This is a genomic window from Salinicola sp. CR57, from assembly GCF_003206585.1.
Lineage (GTDB): Bacteria > Pseudomonadota > Gammaproteobacteria > Pseudomonadales > Halomonadaceae > Salinicola > Salinicola lusitanus.
Genome location: NZ_PZJL01000005.1, coordinates 522,939 through 544,587 on the forward strand (window position 1 = coordinate 522,939; position 21,649 = coordinate 544,587).

Annotated in this window: 17 protein-coding genes; 8 read left to right on the top strand and 9 right to left on the bottom strand. The window is 66.8% G+C overall.

Annotated elements, in window-relative coordinates; genetic code table 11:
* Positions 1-67: 67 nt before the first annotated feature.
* Together DOM56_RS09030 and DOM56_RS09035 are read right to left on the bottom strand one after the other, a co-directional pair.
* Positions 68-1,522, bottom strand: coding sequence for a sugar porter family MFS transporter (locus tag DOM56_RS09030; protein WP_280951289.1), 1,455 nt, complete (start codon positions 1,520-1,522; stop codon positions 68-70).
* The gene (locus tag DOM56_RS09035; RefSeq protein WP_110708453.1) at positions 1,522-2,256 is read right to left on the bottom strand and encodes an SDR family oxidoreductase; all 735 of its coding nucleotides are present in this window, start codon (positions 2,254-2,256) and stop codon (positions 1,522-1,524) included. The genes DOM56_RS09030 and DOM56_RS09035 overlap by 1 nt, the downstream gene beginning before the upstream one ends.
* A gap of 187 nt (positions 2,257-2,443) precedes the next feature.
* Here DOM56_RS09035 and DOM56_RS09040 point away from each other — a divergent pair, with 187 nt between their 5' ends.
* Positions 2,444-3,634, top strand: coding sequence for an ROK family transcriptional regulator (locus DOM56_RS09040; protein WP_110708454.1), 1,191 nt, complete (start codon positions 2,444-2,446; stop codon positions 3,632-3,634).
* A gap of 6 nt (positions 3,635-3,640) precedes the next feature.
* On the opposite strand, the gene DOM56_RS09045 is transcribed toward DOM56_RS09040, so the two are convergent.
* The 3 genes from DOM56_RS09045 to DOM56_RS09055 all read right to left on the bottom strand — a co-directional run bounded on the left by DOM56_RS09045 (position 3,641) and on the right by DOM56_RS09055 (position 9,807).
* On the bottom strand, positions 3,641-4,936 hold the full coding sequence (locus DOM56_RS09045) for a citrate:proton symporter (RefSeq protein ID WP_110708455.1): 1,296 nt from the start codon (positions 4,934-4,936) through the stop codon (positions 3,641-3,643).
* A 336-nt stretch (positions 4,937-5,272) separates the two neighbouring features.
* Positions 5,273-8,572 (bottom strand): AAA family ATPase, encoded by a 3,300-nt coding sequence (locus DOM56_RS09050; RefSeq protein WP_110708456.1) that lies wholly within the window; start codon positions 8,570-8,572, stop codon positions 5,273-5,275.
* Entirely contained in the window at positions 8,569-9,807 is a 1,239-nt protein-coding gene (locus tag DOM56_RS09055) for an exonuclease SbcCD subunit D C-terminal domain-containing protein (protein ID WP_110708457.1), read from the bottom strand. Before DOM56_RS09055 ends, DOM56_RS09050 begins: the two co-directional genes overlap by 4 nt.
* Before the next feature lie 194 nt (positions 9,808-10,001).
* On the opposite strand from DOM56_RS09055, the gene nfi reads away from it, so the two are divergent.
* Positions 10,002-10,733: a deoxyribonuclease V gene (nfi, locus tag DOM56_RS09060; protein WP_110708458.1), complete on the top strand. Its 732-nt coding sequence runs from the start codon at positions 10,002-10,004 to the stop codon at positions 10,731-10,733.
* Between the two features lie 32 nt (positions 10,734-10,765).
* On the opposite strand, the gene DOM56_RS09065 is transcribed toward nfi, so the two are convergent.
* The 3 genes from DOM56_RS09065 to DOM56_RS09075 form a co-directional block, all read right to left on the bottom strand.
* Positions 10,766-12,142 (bottom strand): sugar porter family MFS transporter, encoded by a 1,377-nt coding sequence (locus DOM56_RS09065; RefSeq protein ID WP_110708459.1) that lies wholly within the window; start codon positions 12,140-12,142, stop codon positions 10,766-10,768.
* On the bottom strand, positions 12,139-13,497 hold the full coding sequence (locus tag DOM56_RS09070; RefSeq protein ID WP_110708460.1) for a sulfatase: 1,359 nt from the start codon (positions 13,495-13,497) through the stop codon (positions 12,139-12,141). Before DOM56_RS09070 ends, DOM56_RS09065 begins: the two co-directional genes overlap by 4 nt.
* Positions 13,498-13,711: 214 nt before the next feature.
* Positions 13,712-14,707, bottom strand: a complete 996-nt coding sequence (locus tag DOM56_RS09075) for a LacI family DNA-binding transcriptional regulator (protein WP_198655731.1) — start codon at positions 14,705-14,707, stop codon at positions 13,712-13,714.
* Between the two features lie 257 nt (positions 14,708-14,964).
* Here DOM56_RS09075 and DOM56_RS09080 point away from each other — a divergent pair, with 257 nt between their 5' ends.
* Positions 14,965-15,807, top strand: a complete 843-nt coding sequence (locus DOM56_RS09080; protein WP_280951286.1) for a formylglycine-generating enzyme family protein — start codon at positions 14,965-14,967, stop codon at positions 15,805-15,807.
* Positions 15,808-15,864: 57 nt separating this feature from the next.
* On the opposite strand, the gene DOM56_RS09085 is transcribed toward DOM56_RS09080, so the two are convergent.
* Complete coding sequence (locus tag DOM56_RS09085; RefSeq protein ID WP_110708463.1) at positions 15,865-16,764, bottom strand: aldo/keto reductase; 900 nt, start codon at positions 16,762-16,764, stop codon at positions 15,865-15,867.
* Between the two features lie 144 nt (positions 16,765-16,908).
* Between DOM56_RS09085 and DOM56_RS09090 the strand changes: the two genes are divergently transcribed.
* From DOM56_RS09090 to DOM56_RS09110, 5 genes are all read left to right on the top strand, one after another.
* Positions 16,909-17,514 carry a DUF1415 domain-containing protein gene (locus DOM56_RS09090; RefSeq protein ID WP_348627104.1) on the top strand — a complete coding sequence of 202 codons (606 nt, stop codon included), beginning with the start codon at positions 16,909-16,911 and terminating at the stop codon, positions 17,512-17,514.
* Between the two features lie 92 nt (positions 17,515-17,606).
* Positions 17,607-18,110: a thiol peroxidase gene (tpx, locus tag DOM56_RS09095; protein ID WP_110708464.1), complete on the top strand. Its 504-nt coding sequence runs from the start codon at positions 17,607-17,609 to the stop codon at positions 18,108-18,110.
* Between the two features lie 113 nt (positions 18,111-18,223).
* Positions 18,224-18,655, top strand: coding sequence for an OsmC family protein (locus DOM56_RS09100; protein WP_110598337.1), 432 nt, complete (start codon positions 18,224-18,226; stop codon positions 18,653-18,655).
* Between the two features lie 211 nt (positions 18,656-18,866).
* Entirely contained in the window at positions 18,867-20,174 is a 1,308-nt protein-coding gene (locus DOM56_RS09105; RefSeq protein ID WP_110708465.1) for an MFS transporter, read from the top strand.
* A 130-nt stretch (positions 20,175-20,304) separates the two neighbouring features.
* Positions 20,305-21,627, top strand: a complete 1,323-nt coding sequence (locus DOM56_RS09110) for an MFS transporter (RefSeq protein ID WP_110708655.1) — start codon at positions 20,305-20,307, stop codon at positions 21,625-21,627.
* The last annotated feature ends 22 nt before the right edge of the window (positions 21,628-21,649 follow it).

A 21,649-nucleotide genomic window follows, 5' to 3' on the forward strand; every position in this document is an offset into this window, starting at 1 on the left:
CCCTGCGATGGTCGTTGCGGCTCTCGACCGGGCCGCGACGACCATCCTCTTTGCGTGAGTCGTCGCCTTACTCGTAGGCCATCTCCTCGAGCTCCTTGCCGTTGGTTTCGCGGACGAAGCGGGCGACGAAGATGGCCGAGATCAACGCGCAGAGGGCGTAGAAGCCGTAGGCACCGGTCAGGCCGATCGACGCCAGCATGATCGGGAAGGTCATGGTGATGGCGAAGTTGGCGACCCACTGGAACAGACCGGCGATGGCCAGGCCCGAGCCGCGTACCTGGTTGGGGAACATCTCGCCGAGCATGACCCACATCACCGGGCCCCAGGAGACATTGAAGAAGAAGACGTAGACGTTGGCGGCGATGAGCGCGAGCACGCCGTTGCCCGGGGAGAGCGCCAAGCTGCCATTGACCATGTCGGCAGTCGAGAAGGCGTAGACCAGCAGTGCCAGGGTGACCGTCATGCCCACGGAGCCGCCCCACAGCAGCGGCTTGCGTCCGATCCGATCGATCAGGCCGATGGTGACCAGGCAGGCGGCGATGCTGACGGCCCCACTGATCACGTTGATCATCAGCGCATCGCTCTCGGAAAAACCGACCGCCTGCCACAGCACGGCGCCGTAGTAGAACACCACGTTGATCCCCACCAGCTGCTGGAACACCGCCAGGCCGATGCCGATCCAGACCAGTTTCAGCACCTTGCCGGTCTGCGGGTTGATCAGATCGGAGAGTCGCGGCTGGTGACGACTGGAGAGCGAGGCGCGGATATCGGCCAGACGCTTGTGGGTACCGGCTTCGTCGTAGACCAGGCGGAGGACCCGCTCGGCCTTGTCGTGGCGTCCGGCGCTGACCAGAAAGCGGGGGCTTTCCGGAATGAACATCAGCGCGATCAGGAAGATGCCCGCCGGGATCAGCTCCATCCAGAACATGCAGCGCCACGCCTCGAAGCCGAACCACAGCGGTGCGGTGGAGCTGCCGGCGACATTGGCCAGGATGTAGTTGTTGAGAAACGAGAAGAACAGCCCGCCGATGATCGCCACCTGTTGGATGGTCGCCAGCCGGCCGCGCAGGTGGGACGGGGCGATCTCGCTGATGTAGGCCGGCGACATCACGCTGGCGGCGCCCACCGCCAGGCCGCCCAGGACGCGATAGATCACGAACTCCAGCGATCCCCCGGCGATGCCGGAGCCCCAGGCGCTGATGATGAAGAAGACGGCGGATACCAGCAGCAGCGTGCGGCGGCCGAACCGGTCCGCCAGGCGGCCGGCGAAGAAAGCGCCGACGGCGCAGCCGAGCAGCATCGAGGCGACATTGAATCCGGTACCGACGCTCTGCGACTGGAAGGCCTGCTGGAGGCCATCGACGGTACCGTTGATGACGCCGCTGTCGAAGCCGAACAGGAAGCCGCCGATGGCGGCGACGCAACAGGTGAGCAGAACCACGACAGGGCGTTGTGAAGCAACTTGAGTTGGCATTGTGAAGCTCCGTTGGTGTGTCGAGGAGGGTGCTGGAGGGCTCGCGATCAGAGCCAGCCGGCGTCGACCCAGTAGTTGTGCGCGGTGCAGGCCGCCGCGTCATCCGAGGCGAGGAACAGCACCATGGCGGCCACGTGATGGGGATGGATCCGCACCTTGAGCTTCTGCTCGGCGACGATCTGGGCTTCGTCCTCGGGGCCGTACCAGCGGGACTGACGCGGTGTCTTGACGTTGCCGGGAATCACGCAGTTGACGCGGATTCCGTCGCTGCCCAGCTCGCTCGCCAGGGCCCGGGTCATTCCCTCGATGCCGGCCTTGGCGGTTTCGTAGAGCAGCATGCCAGGCTGGCCCAGGTGCCAGCTGATCGAGCCTAGGTTGACGATCACGCCCTGCCCACGGCGGCGCATGGCAGGAGCGACCTCGCGGGCGGCCAGCGCCAGGTGGCGCAGATTGACGTTCATGCGGTCGTCCCAGTACTCGGGCGTGACATCCTCGAGCCGATGGCGGTCGTCGTTGGCGGCGTTGTTGACCAGCACATCGATCTCGCCGATGCCGGCCAGCGTCGCGATCAACGCCTCGGCATCGGTGAGGTCGCAGCGATGAAAATGGACGCGTTCGCCCAGCTCGTCCGCCAGCGCCTCGGCGTCATCGAGGATATCGATGAAATGAACCTGGGCTTGCTGCGCGGCGAAGGCGCGTACCAGGCCGGCCCCGATGCCGGAACCGCCGCCGGTGACGACGACGTGCTTGCTGGCGAGACTGGGGTAGATGGCTGACGGCATGATGTCTCTCAGTGGTTAGTAAATACTGTTAACTAAGTGTTGCGGCAGCATGCGCGCTCGGCGGACCCGCTGCCATTGGTCATTGGTGTTAAGACTTAGGTCGTGACGAGAGGGGCACCTTCGGTGGGAGCCGACCGGCTTTGGTATAGTCGCGGCATCCACCGCCACCCGACGTTGCCACCAGCCAATGCACAATGCGTTCACGCCGCACACCTCCGGCGATCTCAACTACCTCAAGAGCCTCAACCGCAGCACGATCCTGAGCACCGTGCGCCGCAGCCCCGGGTTGTCGCGGGCGGATATCGCGCTGCGAACCGGCTTGACCAAGGCCACGGTGGGCAGCGTGGTGCAGGCGCTGGTCGAGCGGGGGTGGCTTCGCGAGGGGGAACTCCACTCGCGTGGCGGCGGGCGGCCGGGGCGGGCGCTCTACCTGGATGGCGAGCGCCACTACATGCTGGGGGCGGAGGTCGGGGTGAAGGGGCTGCGGCTGGTCGCGTGCAATCTGCTTGGAGTTGTCCTGGCGAGCATTCACCAGGAGGAGCCGCCCACCGACCCTGCCACGACCGCGAAGCGGCTGGCGGCGCTGCTGGTGCAACTGCGTCAGGCGCCCGACATCGCGGACCGTCGCTGCCTCGGGCTAGGGGTCGCGGTGCCGGGGCCCGTCTCGCCCAAGGCGCCGATTCTCAGCCTGGCACCCAATCTGGGCTGGGTGGATATCGACTTCCTGGCGCTGCTGCGCGAGCAACCGGATCTGCCGGATGGGGTATGGCTGCTGGACAACGAGGCCAATGCCGCCGCCTTCGGCGAGTTCTATTTCTTCGAGGGCGTGCCCCCTGAGTCGATCGCCTACATCAGCGCCGGCAGCGGCATCGGCTGCGGCGTGGTCAGCGGCGAGCACTTCCCGCTGGTGCCGCGGGGCCACCAGGGGCTGGTCGGGGAGATCGGGCATACCGTGATACAGCCGGGAGGCGCGCTCTGCCACTGCGGCAATCACGGTTGTGCGGAGACGCTGGTCAGTGGGTGGGCGCTACGCGAGGCGTTGCACGTCGACATCGACTCCAGTCTCAGCCACGCGGTCCTGACCCGGGCCGGGGATGGCGAGGTCCAGGCCGTGATGAAACGAGCCGGCGAAGCGCTCGGCCTGCTAATGCTCAACCTGCATCACACGCTCAATCCGTCGATGCTGATTCTGGGAGGGTCGCTGATGAAACTGGGTGAGAGCTTGACCGGGCCGGCGCTTGCCTACTTCGCTGCTCACCAGAACGATCTGCTCCGGCAATCCCAGACGGTGCCCGTCAAGGTGATCGGCGACAGCACCTACGTGGCCGCCAGAGGCGCCGCCGCCCAGGTCATGGCCCGGGCGGCGATCGAGGTCTGAGCCGGGCTAGAGCAGCCCGAGCAGGTAAGCGAAGGCCAGCATCACCAGGCTGAAGAGCCACAGCAGGAAGAAGGAGTAGCGGATATGGCGGCCCATCTCCGCGCCGGCCAGGCCGAGCGCCAGCCACATGGCGGGAGAGAACGGGCTGATCATCTTGCCGACGTTGTTGCCGATCGTCATGGCGTAGACCACGCTGTCGGCGGCGACGCCCTGGGTCGACGCGACCTGCTCGACCACCGGCAGCAGCGCGAAGTAGTAGGCATCGGTGCTGGTCAGCATGTCCAGCGGTACGCCGAAGACACCGATCACCAGATGCAGATAGGGCACCATGGCGTGGGGCAGGACATGGGCCAGGTCGGTGGCGATCGACTCGAGCATGCCGGTACCCGAGAGGATCCCCAGAAAGGCGCCAGCGGCACTGATGATCGACGCCATCAGCAAGGCGCCGGGCGCGTGCGCCTTGATGCGCTCCATCTGCGCTTTGGGCTTGGGGTAGTTGGCCAGCAGCACGACACCGAGGGCCAGCATGAACATGTAGGCAGGCGGCATGATGCCTGAGGCCAGCACGCCGATGGTGACCACGGCGATGGCCAGGTTGAGCCAGAACCGGGGCGGCAGTGCCTTGCCGTTCTCGGCATCGGCCACGACGTTGTCCGGCGAGGCCTGAGCGTCCTGGGCGGGTAACCGCTTGATCCGGCCCTGCTCGCGCAGGCCGAGGAGCGCGGCGAAGATCATCAGGATGACGAAGCCGGCGATCTGTACCGGCAGCATGGCACGCCACAGCTCGGTGGGGCTGATGCCGGTGACGGCGGCAGCGCGGCCGATCGGGCCCGCCCAGGGGACGAGGTTCATGATGCCGATGCTCGCCGAGACGATCAGCAACAGCAGGTAGGGACTCATGCGCAGGCGCTGGTAGAGCGGCAGCAGCGCGGGGATGGAGATCAGGAAGGTGGAGGCGCCGGAGCCATCGAGATGGGCAATGGTGCCGATCACGCCGGTGCCCATGGCGACGGCGATCACGTTGCCGCGAGTGAGTGCCACCACGCGGTTGATCAAGGGGTCGAACAGGCCGACATCCTGCAGTACGCCGAAGAAGAGGATGGCGAAGATGAACATCACCGCCACATTGGCGACATCCTGCAGTCCCGACTCGAAGAAACCGGCAATGTCGGCCGGCCCGAAGCCGGCGATCAGCGCGCCAATCAACGGCACCATCGACAGCGCGATTATCGGCGTGACCCGCTCGGTCAACAGTAGCGCCACAATGGCGATGATGATGCCAAGGCCAATGATCGTGAGCAAGAATCACCTCCGCAAGATGGCATGCCTGACCGGAAATGGTGCGGCATGAAATGACGATGCGGCGGGATGGTAGGCAGAGCCTTTTCTTCTAGGCAACTCTTACAAAAATGTAAAAATTACTGATTTGTAAGGGTTTTATGATTTCTATCGGGATCCGGCATGGCGAAAATTATCGGCAATCGTCGTTGTAATTCCTGAGGAATTCAGCGTTGGGTGATCTCTTCGAGATGCCATGAACCTTTCCGATCGGAAAGGTTCTTGGCTTTCGTTCGCCATCGATTTATAGACCAAAGTCTAATCGTGTGATGGCCGGTCGTGTCGCCCGAGAAACGGCGTTCATGCGCGCCGAATCACGAGTTGACTGGCACCGTTGCCCCTGGGTTCCACTCGAATCTGGAGCGGGATCCGCTCGTGCATCTCCTGCACGTGGGAGATCACGCCGACGCGGCGGCCCTGGGCCTGCAGGCCATCGAGGGCATCCATCGCCAGCGCCAGCGACGCCGGGTCGAGGCTGCCGAAGCCCTCGTCGATGAACAGCGACTCGATCGCCAACTGGTGTGAGGCCATCGAGGCCAGGCCCAGCGCCAGCGCCAGCGACACCAGGAAGGTCTCGCCGCCAGAGAGCGAGTGCACCGAGCGCCGCTCGTCGGCCATGTCGCCATCGATCACCAGAATGCCCAGCTCGCTGCCGCCGCGTTCCAGGCGGTAGCGCGGCGTCAGGGCGCGCAGGTGCTGGTTGGCGTGGGTCAACAGGTGGTCGAGGTTGTAGGCCTGGGCGATGCGCCGGAAGCGCTTGCCGTCGGCGCTGCCGATCAGGCCGTTGATCCGCTCCCAGCGCTGCACCTCCTGCGCCGCGGCTTCGCGCTGGCGGGCCCCCTCCTGCTGTACCTGGCGCCGGCGGTCATCCTCGGCGAGCCGCTGCTGGGCGGTGTCGCGGCGCTGCTGCTGGGCCTGCCATTCGCTCTCCAGTGCTTGCAGGCGCTCGCGCTGGGCAGCGTGGCGCGCGCTCAGCGCATCTTCGTGTTCGGCGTCGAGCAGCCGCGCCTCGGGGGTCTCGGGCAGTAGCAGACGGCGCTGCTCGATCAGGGCGCGGCGGCGCTCCTCGACGGCAACCCGGGCCGCGTCGCGTTCGCGCTCGCGCCGTTCGCAGGCCTCGCGCAGCTGGCGATGCGCGGTTTCGGTGTAGCCCAGCAGGGTCTCCAGCCGCGCTTCGTCGAGCTCGGGCTGGGTGCGCCGCCACGCCTGCCAGGCGCGCTCGAGCTCGGCATGGGTGGTTTGTTCCTCCTGCTGGCGCTGGGTCAGATCGGCGATCTGCTGGGTCAGCCGCGTGTGGGTATTCTCCAGGGTCTGCCACTGCGCCTGGCGCGCTTCCCACTGCTGCTGCGCCTGCTGGCGCTGATCTTCCAGTGCAGCCTGCCAGGCCCCGGCCGAAGCGTGCTCGCCCAGCGCCGCGCCGAGTGCCTGATGCGTACGCGTCAGCGCCTGCTCCAGCTCCGGCAGGGCGGCGGCGAGGCTTTCCAGGCGCGTCTGGTCGAGGGCCTGGCGTGTCTCCCGCTTGCCCAGTTCCAGGGCCAGGCTCTGGTGCTGACGTTCGAGCGGGTCCAGAGTGCGCTCGATGGTGTCGAGCCGCTGCAGCCGCTCGCTGGCCTGCTGGCGCTCACTCAGCGTCTGCTCGCGCTGGTGCTGCAGCCACTCGCCGGGTTGCTCGGCGATGCTCAGCTCGGTGCTCAGCGGGTGGTCAGCCAGGGCTCTGGCGGCGGCCTCGCGGGCCGGCGCTAGCGCTTGCTGGCGCTGCTCGGCAGCCAGCAGCGTCTGACGGCAGCTGCGCCACTCGACGCTCAGCTCCTGATGCTGCTCGCGGGCGGCCGCCACGCGCTGGGCCTCCTGGTCGAGCTGTTGGCGCTCCTGGGCTTCGATGCTGGCGACCAGCGCTTCCCCCGGATGTGCCGGCGGCGTCTCGCGGTAGGGGTGATCGGTGGCGCCACACACCGGGCACGGTGTCTCTTCACGCAGCTGCTGGCGTAGCCGCGCGACCTCGTCGCTGCGCGCGGCGCGGGCGCTCTCGATCTGTTCGCCGATCTGGGCCTGGCGCTGCTCGGCGGCGGTGAGGTCGCGCTTGGCCTGATGACCCGCCTGTTCGAGCTGGGTCAGCCGCTCGCGGCTCTCGGTGAGCTGTTGCTGCAGCGTCGCCTGCTCGTGATCCAGACGTTCGCGTTCGCGCCACGCCTGGGTCAGACCGTCCAGGGCGTCTAGTCGCGCCTGGGCGCCGTCACGACTGCGGTTGAGAGCGGCGCGCAGGTCGGCGGCGGCAGTCTCTGTCGTCGCTGTCTCCAGCAGCGCGGCGAGGTGCTGCTGCTGGGCCTCGATCTGCTGTGCCTGCTCGGCCATCTGCTGCTGCAGCTGCGTCTGCTGCTGTGCGCTCTCGGCGGCGGCGGCGGTGAGTTGCGCTTGCTCCGCGCGCTGCTGGTCGCACTGCTGCTGGAGCCGCGCGCGCTCGCTCTCGAGCTCGCGCGCCTGGGCCAGCTCGGGCTGGGCGTCGCGCAGCGCGGCGGCGGTGCGCTCGCGGGCGGCGCTGGCCGCCTCCAGCTCGGGTGCGAGGGTCCGGCGTTCGCCGTCACAGCGCTCTAGCGCGGCGCGGGCTTCGGCCAGCTGCTGTTCACGCCGGGCCAGGGTCTCGGCCAGGCTGCGTCGCTGCTGTGCACGCTCGCGCCAGGGGGCAATGGCGTCGAGCTGGGCGAGGGTGTGGCGCTCGGCCTGAGTGGCGGCGATCGCCGCCTCGGCCGACTGCAGCGTCGTCTCGGCCTGCTGCCAGTCGGCGCTCAGCCGGGCCTGGCGTTCGAGCTCGGTGCCCTCGGCCTGCAGCCGCTCGCGCCGGGCCTGCAGCGCTGCCAGCGCCTGCTGCTGCGCTGCGGCTTCGCGCTCCAGGTCTGCGCGGACCTCGGTGTCCGCCGGCAGGGCGTCGGCGAGGCGTGCCTCGATCGCCTCTAGTGCGCCTCTGGCCGTGCGCGTGCGCTGGAAGGCGGCGCGCGAGATGGCGGAGTAGTGCTGGGTATCGGTGAGCCGCTCCAGCAGCTCGCTGCGGGCGTTGTCGTCGGCCTTGAGAAAGGCGGCGAACTCGCTCTGGGCGAGCAGCACGGCACGGGTGAACTGGTCGAAATTGAGTCCCAGGCGCTCCGGAAGCAGGCGGTCGAATTCGCGCTTCTGCGCCGTCAGTAGCTGGTTGGCGTCGAGATCGGTGAGCGACTGCTCGACCTTCTGCAGGCTGCCGTCGAGCTTGTCGCGGGCCCGACGCACGCCCCAGCGGGCGCGGTAGCGGCGGCCGTCGCGGCCAACGAAATCGACCTCGGCGAAGCCGCTGGCGCAGCCGCGGCGCAGCAGGGTACGGGCATCGGCGGTGGTCAGGGTGTCGCGGCCCACATCGGCGATCTGGGAGTCGCGCACCGGCGCCTGGCGCAGTCGCGGCGTGCTGCCGTAGAGCGCCAGGCAGAGCGCATCGAGCAGGGTGCTCTTGCCGGCGCCGGTAGGGCCGGTGATGGCGAACAGCCCCTGGTCGGCGAGCGGGGCGGTGGTGAAGTCGAGCTCGTGGCGTCCGGCCAGCGAGGCCAGGTTCTCCAGCCGGATGGCGAGTATCTTCATGTGTCGGGCTCCGCGTCCTGTACCTCCTGTACCAGGGTGGCGAAATCCCGCGCCACCGCTTCCGGCGGCGTCTCGCCATACTCGGCCTGCCAGCGGCGGGCGAAGATCTCCTGAGGGGTGAGGCTGTCGAGATCGACCGCGACGCTGTCCGCGGCGTCGCCCCCGGCGTTGGGGTAGTGGCTATGAATGCGCAAGAGCCGCAGCGGCTTGTCGGCGATCGCCGCCTCGATCCGGGCGCGCAGGTCGGGCTGCGGCGTCTCGAGCGCCACGCGTACCTCCAGCCACGGCCAGCGCTCCCGCGGCAGCGCCTCCCCGATGGTGGGTTCGGGCTGCCACGCCGACAGCTCGGCCTCGACTGTCTCGACGCTGCCCGGGCCGATGCGTTCCAGTGCCACGTGGCGGGGTATCGGCAGGCTCTCGATGGAGTCGAGTTCGGCCCCGCTCAGGCTCACTTCGAGCACCTGGTGCGGATAGTGGCTCTCGCTGAAATCCAGCGGCAGCGGCGAACCGCTGTAGCGGATGCGCGGCTCGCCGACCTGCTGTGGCCGGTGGAGATGACCCAGCGCCACGTAGGCGATCGAGGGCGGAAAGAGCGCGGCGGAGATCGCCTCCTCGCCGCCGATCACGATCGGCCGTTCGCTCGCCTCGGAGACGGCGGCGCCCTGCAGATGGGCATGGCTCATCGCCACCAGCGCCTGGCCCGGTTCGCGGCGGGCCTCGGCGGCTTCGACCAGCTCGCGGTGCACGCGGGCGATGCCGTCGCGGTAGTCGTCGATATCGCCGCCGGTGACCTCGGCCGGGCGCAGGAAGGGCAGCGCCAGGCACCAGGCGCGAATCTCTCCGCTGGCGTCGGGCAGCGGCACCAGCAGGTGCTCGCTGTCGAGACTGCCATCCTCGAGCCAGTGCACCCTCCCCAGGGCATGGGTCTTGAGCCGCTTCATCAGCGGCGCCGGCAGTTCGATGCGCGAACCGCTGTCGTGATTGCCGGCGATCATCACGATCTCCAGCGTCGGCAGGGCGGCGTGGGCGGCGACGATGAAGTCGTAGAGCAGTTCCTGGGCCCGCAGCGAGGGATTGACCACATCGAAGATGTCACCGGCGACCAGCAGCGCATCGGGCTGGCGCTCGGCGAGTGTCGCCAGCAGCCAGTCGAGAAAGGCGCGCTGTTCGACATGACGTTCCTGGCCATGGAAGGACTGGCCCAGGTGCCAGTCGGCGGTGTGGAAGAATTTCACGATGTGGCGCCTTGTGACGTCTGAGAGAGTTAAGCGGAAAAAGCGACGCCAAGTGTAACGCGACGACCGTCTCGGAGAAGATCGGCAGCGGAAAAGAACGGCCATGGGAAAGATCGAAGGTGCGCTGCATTGGAGAGACGTGGACGCCGTGACTAGGCTTCTGGACGTCGACAGCACGGGAGGGCAAGACGGCGATGGCACTACATGACTGGAATCTGACGCCGGAGGCGGCGATCGCCCTGCAGAAACGGCTGGCACCGAGCGTCAGGCGCGAGGATACGCTGGGCGAGGTGGGCCTGATCGCCGGTATGGATATCGGCTTCGAAGATGGCGGGGAGACCACCCGCGCGGCGCTGGTGCTGCTGGAGTGGCCTTCGCTTGCGCTGGTGGAGCAGGTGGTGCATCGCGAGCCGACGCGCATGCCCTATGTGCCGGGGCTGCTGTCGTTTCGCGAGATACCGGCGGCGCTGGGAGCGTTCGAGCAGTTGTCGCAGCGCCCGGATCTGATCATGGTCGACGGCCAGGGCATCGCCCATCCGCGTCGTCTGGGAATCGCTTCGCACCTGGGGCTGTGGCTCGATCTGCCGACCATCGGCGTGGGCAAGAGCCGGCTGTGCGGCCAGTTCGGCGAGGTGCCGTCGGCCAAGGGGGAGTGGACGCCGCTGACCGACCGGCGGCGCGAAGAGGATCCGAGCGACGTCAGTGTCGATGCGCGCGGTCGGGTCACCATCGGCGCGGTGCTGCGCTCGCGGGAGGGGGTGAAGCCGCTGTTCGTATCGCCGGGGCACCGGCTCTCTTTGCCCACCGCGGTCGACTGGGTGGTGCGCTGCCTGGGTCGGACCAAGCTGCCGGAGCCGACCCGGCTGGCGGATCGGCTGGCATCGAGGAAGGGCGAGGTAGCGGTCAGCGGGCAGCTGTCGCTGTGAGTCGAGGGGCCGGCCCTGCACCGGCCCCGGCATCACGCCTTCTCCTGTATCTCCTCCAGGCTCCGACCGCTGCCGGTTTCCGGCAGATAGAAGGTGACGAACAGCCACGCCAGGACGCCGACGCCGGCAAACAGGAAGAAACTCAGCGAGGCGCTGTAATCCAGCAGGGAGGGGAAGGCCTGCCCCACGACGAAATTGGCCAGCCAGTTGAGCACCAGAATCAGCCCGGCCGCCGTGCCGCGAATCGACGAGGGGAAAAGCTCCGAAATCACCACCCGCACGCAGACCCCCCAGGAGAGCGCAAAGGCCGCAAAGAAGAGCATCATGCCCAGCAGGTTGATCCAGGCACCCGTCATGGACGGTGCCGGCTGCAGCGCGGCATAGAGCCCCAGCAGCCCCATGGTGCAGAGCATGACGAGGGCGCCCATTCCCATCAGGCGCTTGCGCGAGAAGCGGTCCATGATCAGCACGCCGATGATCGTGAATACCAGATTGACCACGCCAATGCCGAGGTTGGCGGTCACCGCGGCAGCGTCGCCGAAACCGGCGCGGGAGAGCGTCGTCGGGGCGTAGTAGATGATCGAATTGACGCCGATGAACTGAACCAGAATCGCCACGGCGGCGGCGGCCAGCGAGGCCGAACGTAGCCTGGGCGCCAGCATCTGTTTGATCACCGAACTCTTGGCGGTGCCGTTGATGGTGCCGGCACGATGGGCTCTGACCAGCTCATCGAGTTCGGTATCGACCTCGTGTGACGCCCGACCCAGCATCGTGAGCGCCCGGCGCGCCGCCTCGAGGCGGTCGCGCATGACCAGCCAGCGTGGCGTTTCGGGCATGAAGGCCAGCCCGATGAGCAGGGCAATGGCCGGGATGGCGGAGAGACCGATCATCCAGCGCCAGGCATGGAAGGGCTGCAGGGCGTAGCCCACCAGATAGGCCAGCAGGATGCCCGAGACCACCATCAGCTGGCCCATGGCACCGACTCGCCCGCGCAAGTGGGTCGGTGCCACCTCCACCAAGTAGACCGAGACCACCACTGCCGAGGCGCCCACGCCCAGCCCCATGATCATGCGCGCCGCGATCAGCGACTCGACGTTGGGGGCGAGCGCGGCGACCACGCCGCTGAGGGCAAAAATCACGCCGGTGAGTATCAGCGCCGGCTTGCGCCCGAGACGGTCGGACAACCAGCCCGCCACGCCGACCCCGAGGGTGGCACCGAACAGAATGGAGCTGACCACCAGCCCCCGGGTGATCGTATCCAGGGCAAAGTCCTGTTCGATCGAGAGCAGTGCCACGCCGATGATGCCCAGGTCGTAGCCAAAGAGCAGTTCGGCCAGCGCCCCCAGGCCGAAGATCACGAGGGGAGAGCGTGCCCCGGCGGTGCCGGGCAGTGTCGTCGAGTCGCTCATGAGGAGGCTCCCGAGGCGGGTGGCTTGGCGCTCGCGGCGAGCGGCGGCAGGGCGTCCAGGGTGCGCGTGCGGCGTGCGGGGGGCGCTATCGGGCCCTCGAGCAGCGGGTCCCGGGTATCGTTCATCCACGCCTCCAGGGCCTTCGAAAGCCGGGCCTGTACCTCTGCATAGGCGGGCTGATCGAACACATTGTTGAGCTCGTAGGGGTCGGTGCGACGGTCGTACAGCTCGATCATGTCGCGCGCTTCCAGGTGGGCATCACCCATCCCCTGGCGGGTCGAGCTGTGCTCCAGATCCAGCGACAGCGCCAGCTTCGGCCCCGGGGTGAAGTTGCGGATCAGGGCGAAGTCCCGGGTGCGTACGGCGCGCTTGGGGTCGTAATTGTCGTGATAGGTCTTCTCGGTGAAGATCATCCGCTCCTCTGCGGCCGTGGTGTCGTCGGCCACGAGCAGGGGCAGCAGCGAGCGCCCTTCCAGTGACGGATTGGCCGGGCCGCCGGCCACCTCGAGCAGGGTAGGCAGGATGTCGACATGGCTGGCGATGCCGTCGACCCGGGCCGGCGCCTCGCCCCAGGCGCCAGGCGTGCGCACCAGCAGACTGACCCCGGTGCCGGCGTCATACAGGGTGCTCTTGGCGCGTGGGAATGCCGTGCCGTGATCGGTGGTGAAGATGATCAGGGTATTGGCGGGATCGAGGCTCGCGTCCAGCGCTTCGAACAGCCGCCCCATGGCCTGATCCAGCTGCTGGATCGAACCGTGGAATGCCGCGATATCCTGGCGTGTCTCGGGCGTGTCCGGCAAGAAGGCCGGCACCTCGACCGTGGCAGGGTCCGCCGGGGTGTAATCGGTTTCCGGCCATGGGCGATGCACCTCCCACACTCCGATCGCCGCAAACAGTGGGGCACGCGCCTCGCGCGGTGGCTGGGCGGAGAGCCAGCTTCGGGCCGCGTCCACGACCTGGTGAGCACGGGGGAGAAAACCGGCCCCTGCGACCTCGTCGTACCCCAGCACATCCGGATCGACGTGCTCGTGCTGTAGCCCGATGAGGGTGGAGCGATAGCCCTGCGCGCGCAGGTGCTCCGGCGCCGTCAGGACATTTTCGCGATACCGCCAGGCATCGTGCGCCAGGCCCTGGATGCCGTTGCGGTGCGGTGACAGGCCGGTGAAGAGCGCGCCCCGAGCCGGCGAGCAGAGCGGGGCGGCCGCGTGGGCGTTGTCGAACACCGTCGCGTGTTGCGCGAAGCGCTCTAGACAAGGGCTCGGTACGGAGGACATGCCGTAACAGGAGAGCCAGCGGCCCAGGTCGTGGCAGTGAATCAGAACGATGTCCGGGCGTGTGCCGTCAGGCGCTGTCATGAGACGCTCCAATCAGTGGTTGGTAGATCGATCTACCTGGCACGCTATGGAGTCATGGGGAATCTCGCAATTAGACTTTTGTCTGGCGTATCGTTGTCAACGTGACGGTCGCAGTAAGCTCGCTCGCACCCTCACGATCTGGCCGGTTATCGCAGAGTGACAGCGGAGATGATCGCCTGAGCCTGGGAGTCAGTTCTTTGCCTGGCGTGTCGTTTTAAACGTGGCAGCCGCAGGACGCTCGCACCACCAGCACCGGGTCGAGACGCTGCTCCTGCGGTATCTCCCGCTTGTCGAGCAGCGCCAGGATGCGCCGGGCGGCCAGCGCTCCCATCTCCTCGGGGCCGACCGTGACGGTGGTCAGCGGTGGGTCATAGAGAGCGGACTCTTCCAGGCCGTCGAAGCCGATGATGGGCCAGGGGATATGGCCGTATCGCTGACGACAGGCCGCAATCAGGGCGAAGGCGATGATGTCGCTGTGGCAGATCACGCCATCGGTGGAGATATCGCTATCCAGCCAGCGTTCGGCCAGCTGTAGGCCGCCCTGGACACTGGCATGCCCCGTCATGCTGGCCACCAGGTGTCCGCCAGCCGCCTCGATGGCCTGTTCGACGCCCTGCATCCTTTCCGAACGTACCGAGGCGCCTTCCGGCCCCCCCAGATAGACCAGGCGACGACAGTCGTGGACCTGACTCAGGTGTTCGGCGGCGAGCGCGCCACCGCGCGTGTCGTTCTGCCCGATCCAGGCGGTATCGGCATGTGGCCGACGCGTGAGTGCCAGGTTGGGCCAGTAGCCGTTCGGCAACCGCGCTGCGTCCTCGCAACGGTCCGCCGACGTCGGTACATGCACGAGCGCATCGACCGGCATCTCGCGCATCGACCGAATCAGGGAGCGCTCGCGTTCGGGGCTGTCGAAGGTATTGGCGAGCATGGTCAGATAGCCCGCCTCGGCCAGGGTCTGCTCGAAATGTACCGCCATGGCGGCGTGAAAGGGGTTGGAGAGCTGCGTGACCAGCAGGCCGACGACGCCGCTGCGCTGCTCGCGCAGGGCCGCCGCGCCACGGTGATAGACATAGCCCAGGTTCTGCATGACCTGCTGGACATGGGCCCGGGTCTCGGCGCTGATACGCCCCTCACCGCGAACCACCAGCGACGCCGTGGCACGCGAGACGCCGGCGTGGGCGGCGACTTGGCTCAAGGTCACTCGTTTCATGTCCCTGCCTTCCATGGAGTGTGAATGGGTGTCTCGGCGCTTGACGCCATCACCGCGTCGATGTGCAGTGGCGGATTTCCTGACGCCATTGTACGGTCGTGGCGTACCCTGTGTACCGTTGCAAGCCTATCTGCCTGGAAACCATCATGACCTCGAGGCCTTCTTCACCCTGCTGCGCAGCCTCGCGCCCGCAGGGGACCATGGAGCGCACGGCAACCGCTGTCGTGCCGCGTCGATCCGCTGTCGACACGAGCGGCATGTGCTCCCTGCCGGGGGGACGATTTCTGATGGGTACCGATGAGGCGGACGGCTTCCCGCAGGATGGCGAGGGGCCCATTAGGGAGGTCGGCCTCGCGCCGTTCTTGATCGACGCCTGTGCTGTCAGCAACGACGTCTTCGCCGAGTTCGTGCGGGTCACGGGGTATCTCACGGATGCGGAGCACTTCGGCTGGTCGTTCGTGTTCGAGGGCTTGGTCGCCCAGCCCGATCCCGAGCAGGTGGTGGGCAGCGTGCCGGGCACCCCCTGGTGGCTGGCGATCAGGGACGCCTGCTGGCATCGGCCCGAGGGGCAGGGGAGTTCACTGGCGGGGCGGGGCGACCATCCGGTGGTCCACGTCTCGCACAATGACGCCCTGGCGTACTGCCGCTGGGCCGGCAAGCGCCTGCCGAGCGAGGCCGAGTGGGAGTTCATGGCGCGAGGCGGCCTGCACCAGCAGCGCTACCCCTGGGGGAATGAGCTGACGCCCGGCGGGCAGCACCGCTGCAATATCTGGCAGGGCGAGTTCCCGACATGCAATACCGGTGAAGATGGCTTCATGGGCACCTGCCCGGTCGATGCGTTTGCGCCCAACGGCTACGGTATCTTCAACGCCAGCGGCAACGTCTGGGAGTGGTGCGCCGACTGGTTTGGCGTCGATCACCCCACGCCCGTGCCGACCGACCCTGTCGGGCCGGCAAGTGGCCAGAGCCGGGTCATGCGCGGCGGCTCCTATCTGTGTCATGCCTCCTACTGCAACCGCTACAGGGTGGCGGCGCGTACCCGCAACACGCCGGACTCCTCCTCGGGCAACATCGGCTTTCGCTGCGCGCTCTCCCTTTGATCGGCGGCGTCCGGCCTGCCAGTGGCGGCACCTGGCGCATGCGTCCTCGGCGCGCGGCTAGACGATATCCAGCGATACCGGCTCCCGGGGCGCCGGGAAGGCGTCATCAAGCCGGGTGAGATCGTCGTCGTCGAGGGCGATGTTCAAGGCGTCAGCATTGGCGTCGACGTGGGCCAGGGTCGACGCCTTGGGAATGGCGACGACGGATCTTGGCCCCTCGCGGTGGCCGCCGACGGGGCGAATGGTCCAGGCCAGCAGGATCTGGGCGGCGCTGGCGCCATGCTTGTCGGCGATCTCGTTGACCACCGTGGAGGAGAGCAGCTTGGCGCGCAGTCGGCCGCCCTGAGCAAGCGGACAGTAGGCCATGACCGGGATATGGTGATCCTGCATCCAGGGAATCACGTCGACCTCGATGCCGCGGGAACCGAGGTGGTAGAGCACCTGGTTGGTCGCGCAGTCGCCGGCGGCCGGCAGCGCCTCCATGGCCCTGAGATTGCCAGCATCGAAGTTGGAAACGCCGAACCGGCGAATCTTGCCCTGATCGCGCAGCCGCTCGAACGCCTCGAAGGTCTCTTCCAGGGGAATACTGCCGGGCCAGTGCAGCAGGTAGAGATCGAGCGATTCGATCCCCAGTCGCTCGAGGCTGCCTTCGCAGGCGGCGATGGCGCTGTCCCGGCCGGCGTTCCAGGGGTAGACCTTGGAGACCACGAAGGCGTCGTCGCGACGATCGCGTATCGCCTCGCCGACGACCTTCTCGGCACCGCCGTCGCCATACATCTCCGCCGTATCGATCAGCGTCAGGCCCAAGTCCAGGCCGTGGCGCAGCGCCGCCACCTCCTGCTGGCGCGGCACCCGATTCTCGCCCATGTACCAGGTTCCCTGGCCGATCGCCGGCAAGGCGACCGATGGGGCGTTCCGGCATTCGGGCAATTCGATCCGTGGTGTCTGCCGTGGCATGGAAAACTCCCTGTCGGTTGAGGCACTACTGTTATGCTGGTCGCCACTCGCGAGTTTCGCAAACCCCTTTGTCGACAACCGTGTAACGTTGCTCGACTGATGTGACCCCTCCGTTGGCTTCCTGTTAACGCCTTCGCGATACGGGTGAATGTCTCGCGGTCATCGTCAACCGGTTTCAGGAGAATCGCCATCGAACCGTCTGCGCTCAATCGGACCCGGGCCTGGGTCGAATCCTTCGTCGTTGCCCACGATATCTGTCCTTTCGCTGGGCGCGAGATGCGTCGGAACGCCATTCGCTACGCCGTGGCCGAGGCCAGCGACCTGGAAGGGCTGCTCCACGAGCTGGTGGCCGAGTGCCGGCGTCTCGATGCGGACGCTGATATTGCCACCACACTGCTGATCGCGCCTGAGGGTATGGGTGACTTCGACGACTATCTGGACTGGCTCGAGTTGGCCGAGCGGCTGCTGGAAGATCAGGGCTATGTCGGCATCTATCAGTTGGCCAGTTTCCACCCGGACTATGTGTTTGAGGGCGTCGAGGCGACCGATCCTGCCAACGCCACCAACCGTTCCCCCTTGCCGATGCTGCACATCCTGCGGGAAGCCGAGCTCGAGCAGGCGATCGCGCACCATGCCGACCCAGAGGGCATTCCCGAGCGCAACATGGCGCTGTTGCGAGCCCCGGGCTCTCCAGCCCTGGCGAGATCCCGAGAGTTGCTGGACCGATCGTCCGGTGAGCCCGGCGAATAGGCTATGCTGATCGGTGGCGCCGATGTCGTCCGATATCGCGCTCACGGTTTTCCATCGTACCGTCTTTGAATCGTTCCCTTCGGAGAGACATCATGCAGAGCGTGACGCGAGGCGGCGTGGCCGTCGAGGTTGGCGGTGACTTCCCCACCGTTGGCGACAGAGCCCCCGACTTTACCCTGACCAATGCCGAGCTCGAGGAGGTGTCGCTGGAGGACTTCTCCGGCCGATCCAAGGTGCTCAACATCATTCCCAGCGTCGATACCAAGACCTGCGCAATGTCCACTCGCAAGTTCAACGAGTACGCCAGCGGGCTCGACAACACCGTGGTACTGGTGGTGTCGGCGGACCTGCCGTTTGCGCAGAGCCGATTCTGCGGCGCCGAGGGCCTGGATCGCGTCGTCACGCTCTCCAGCTTCCGCCATCCCGAGTTCCGCGAAAGCTACGGTGTCGCGCTGCAGAGTGGGGCCATGGCCGGACTGTGCGCCCGCGCGGTGATCGTGCTGGACGAGCAGGACAGGGTCGTGCACGCCGAACTGGTCAGCGAGATCAAGAACGAGCCCGACTACGATGCAGCGCTGGCGGCCCTGAAGGGGTGAAGGGTGAGACGGCGGGGATGACCTTCGAGCAATGTGGTCTACACTGATCGTCGCCCATCCACTGTGATGGTCGATTGCATCGAAACGTCACATCAAACCAGAAGGAGCTGACGATGACGATCAAGAAATCTGGATCCGCCGAATGGAAGGGTAGCCTGAAGAAGGGCAAGGGCGTCGTGTCCACCGAGAGTGGCGCGCTCAAGCAGAATCCCTATGGTTTCAATACCCGTTTCGAGGGCCAGCCGGGTACCAACCCCGAAGAGCTGATCGCCTCCGCCCATGCCAGCTGTTTCTCGATGGCGCTGTCGATGATGCTGGGCGAGGAGGGCATCGAGCCCGATAGCATCAAGACCGACGCGACCGTGATCATGGAGCAGGACGACAGCGGCTTCACCATCACCGAAGTCCAGCTCAAGACCGTGGCCAAGATCCCGGGTGCCGATCAGGCGACCTTCGACAGCGCCGCCCAGAAGGCCAAGGAAGGGTGCCCGATCTCCAAATTGCTGAATGCCAAGATCTCGCTGGACGCCAAGCTGGAAAGCTGAGCGTCGGCGATGGGAAGAACCGGCCCTCGAGGCCGGTTTTTTTTGCGCCGGGGTGCGGCTCGCGCCCCGGCGTGCCGCTGACGGAACTGGCAAAGTCTGGTAATGTCGTGGCCCCTTCATGCGCCGGGCGGCATCCTCTGTCGAGCATCCGTGACGCACGTTGGCTACCGGACAACTGCACGTTTCAACGCCTCAGAAAAAGAACACGGCCATGGCTAACGCACCACAATACGATGCGGCTCCGTCGCGTCCCTTGTCACGCGGTGACATCAAGGTCCTGTCGCTATCCGCCCTGGGTGGCGCGCTGGAGTTCTACGATTTCATCATCTTCGTCTACTTTGCCACGGTGATCGGGCACCTGTTCTTCCCGCCCGACATGCCGGAGTGGCTGCGCATGGTCCAGACCTACGGCATCTTCGCCGCCGGCTATCTGGCGCGGCCGCTGGGCGGCATCATCATGGCGCACTTCGGTGACCTGCTGGGCCGCAAGCGGATGTTCACGCTGTCGATCTTCCTGATGTCGGTGCCGACGCTGCTGATCGGCTGCCTGCCGACCTACGACACCATCGGCTACCTGGCGCCACTGCTGCTGGTGCTGATGCGTATCCTGCAGGGCGCGGCGGTGGGCGGCGAGGTCCCCGGCGCCTGGGTGTTCGTGACCGAGCACGTCTCGCGCAAGGACGTGGGTCTGGCCTGTGGCACGCTGGCTTCAGGGCTGGTTGCCGGCATCCTGATCGGGTCGGTGATCTCGGCGTTCCTGAAGTCGTACTACACGCCGGAGGAGATGAACGCCTACGGCTGGCGGGTGCCATTCCTGATCGGTGGCGTCTTCGGTTTCCTGGCAGTCTATCTGCGCCGTTACCTGGAAGAGACGCCGGTGTTCGCCGAGATGCGCGCCAAGAAAGCGCTCTCCGACGGTCTGCCGGTCAAGCGCGTGCTCAGCCGCCATCTGGACAGCGTCGTACTGTCGATGGCGGTGACCTGGATTCTCACCGGCGCGGTGGTGGTGGTGGTGCTGATGACGCCGAGCCTGCTGCAGACGCTCTACGGCATCGACGCCTCGCTGGCCAATGTCTGGGCCATCGTCTGCGTGATCATCGGCTGCGTGGTCTCGGGCTGGTGCTGCGATCGCCTCGGCAGCGGGATCACGATCATCGTTTGGAGCCTGCTGCTGGGCGTCGGCTACTGGATGATGATGCATACGGTGCCGACCCGTCCCGATCAACTGACGCCGCTCTACTGCCTGGCCGGGTTCGGCGTCGGCATCGTCGGCGTGGTACCCACCATTGCGGTCAAGTCATTCCCGGCAGCGGTGCGATTCTCGGGCCTGTCGTTCTCCTACAACGTCGCCTACGCGATCTTCGGTGGTTTTACCCCGGTGGTGGTGTCGACGTTGATGGCAAGTCATCCCGCCGCGCCGGCCTACTATATCGCCGCGCTGGCGACGCTCGGCGTGGTGATTGGCCTGTTCCTGCTGCGCGCGCCAAGCGGGCAGCGCCTGGCGTTGATGCAGAACTGATTTCGCGGCGGTCCCGCGCCTGACCGGGCGGCGGCCCTTGGGGCCGGAAACCCGGTGGCCGTGACGACTGCCTGTCGACCGATAGTCAAGACGGCGCCACCCGCGGGTGGCGTCTTTCGTGGAAGAGACCGTGGCCCATACACCGTTATCCGACAATGTTACCGGCGCGAGCGCCAACCGGCCTCTATCGCGAGGCGACGTCAAGACGCTGTCGCTCTCCGCGCTCGGGGGCGCACTGGAGTTCTACGACTTCATCATCTTTGTCTACTTCGCCACGGTGATCGGGCAACTGTTCTTCCCGCCGGACATGCCGGAGTGGCTGCGCCAGACCCAGACCTTCGGCATCTTCGCCGCCGGCTATCTGGTGCGCCCCCTGGGCGGCATCGTGATGGCCCACTTCGGAGACCTGCTGGGGCGCAAGCGGATGTTCACGCTGTCGATCTTGCTGATGGCACTGCCGACGCTGGCGATCGGCTGCCTGCCGACCTACCACGCCATCGGCTATCTGGCGCCGCTGCTGCTGGTCCTGTTGCGCATGCTCCAGGGGGCGGCCGTGGGTGGCGAGGTGCCCGGCGCCTGGGTGTTCGTCACCGAGCATGTCCAGCGTCGTCATGTCGGGCTTGCCTGCGGTACGCTGTCGGCGGGCCTGGCGGCGGGCATCCTGATCGGTTCGCTGGTGTCGGCGGCGATGAAATCGCACTACTCGGCCGCCGAGCTGGCCGAGGGGGCGTGGCGAATCCCGTTCGTGATCGGCGGGGGCTTAGGATTGATCGCGGTCTACCTGCGTCGCTGGCTGCGCGAGACCCCGGTCTTCGCCGAGATGCGCGAGCGCCGGGCGCTGGCCGCCGAGCTGCCGGTCAAGGCGGTACTTCGCGATCACCTGGGCGGTGTGTTACTGGCCATGGCTGTCAGTTGGATCCTGACCGCGGCCATCGTCGTGATAATGTTGATGACGCCGCCGCTGCTGGCGGCGCAGTACGCCGGGCTGGACGCCTCGCTGGCCAACGTGGTGGCGATCCTGTGTCTGATCGTAGGCTGCGTGGTCGCCGGCTGGTGCGCCGACCGTTTCGGCAGCGGCGCGACCCTGATCGGCTGGAGCGCACTGCTGGGCGCGAGCTACTGGCTGATGATGAGTGTCGTCGGCCAGCGCCCCGATCAGTTGATGCCGCTCTACGCCCTGGCCGGCTTCGCGGTGGGAATCACCGGCGCCATCCCGGCGGTGGCGGTCAAGGCGTTCCCGGCGGCGGTCCGGTTCAGCGGGCTGTCGTTCTCCTACAACGTTGCCTATGCGGTATTCGGCGGCTTCACACCGATCATCGTCACCACGCTGATGCGCTGGTACCCGATGTCGCCGGCGATCTATGTCGCCGCGCTATCGGTCATGGGTATCCTCATCGGCCTGTTTCTGCTGCGCACGCCTGCCGGGCGCCGGCTGGCGGTCATGCCGTGCTGACACTTCGCTGCGGCTCCCGACG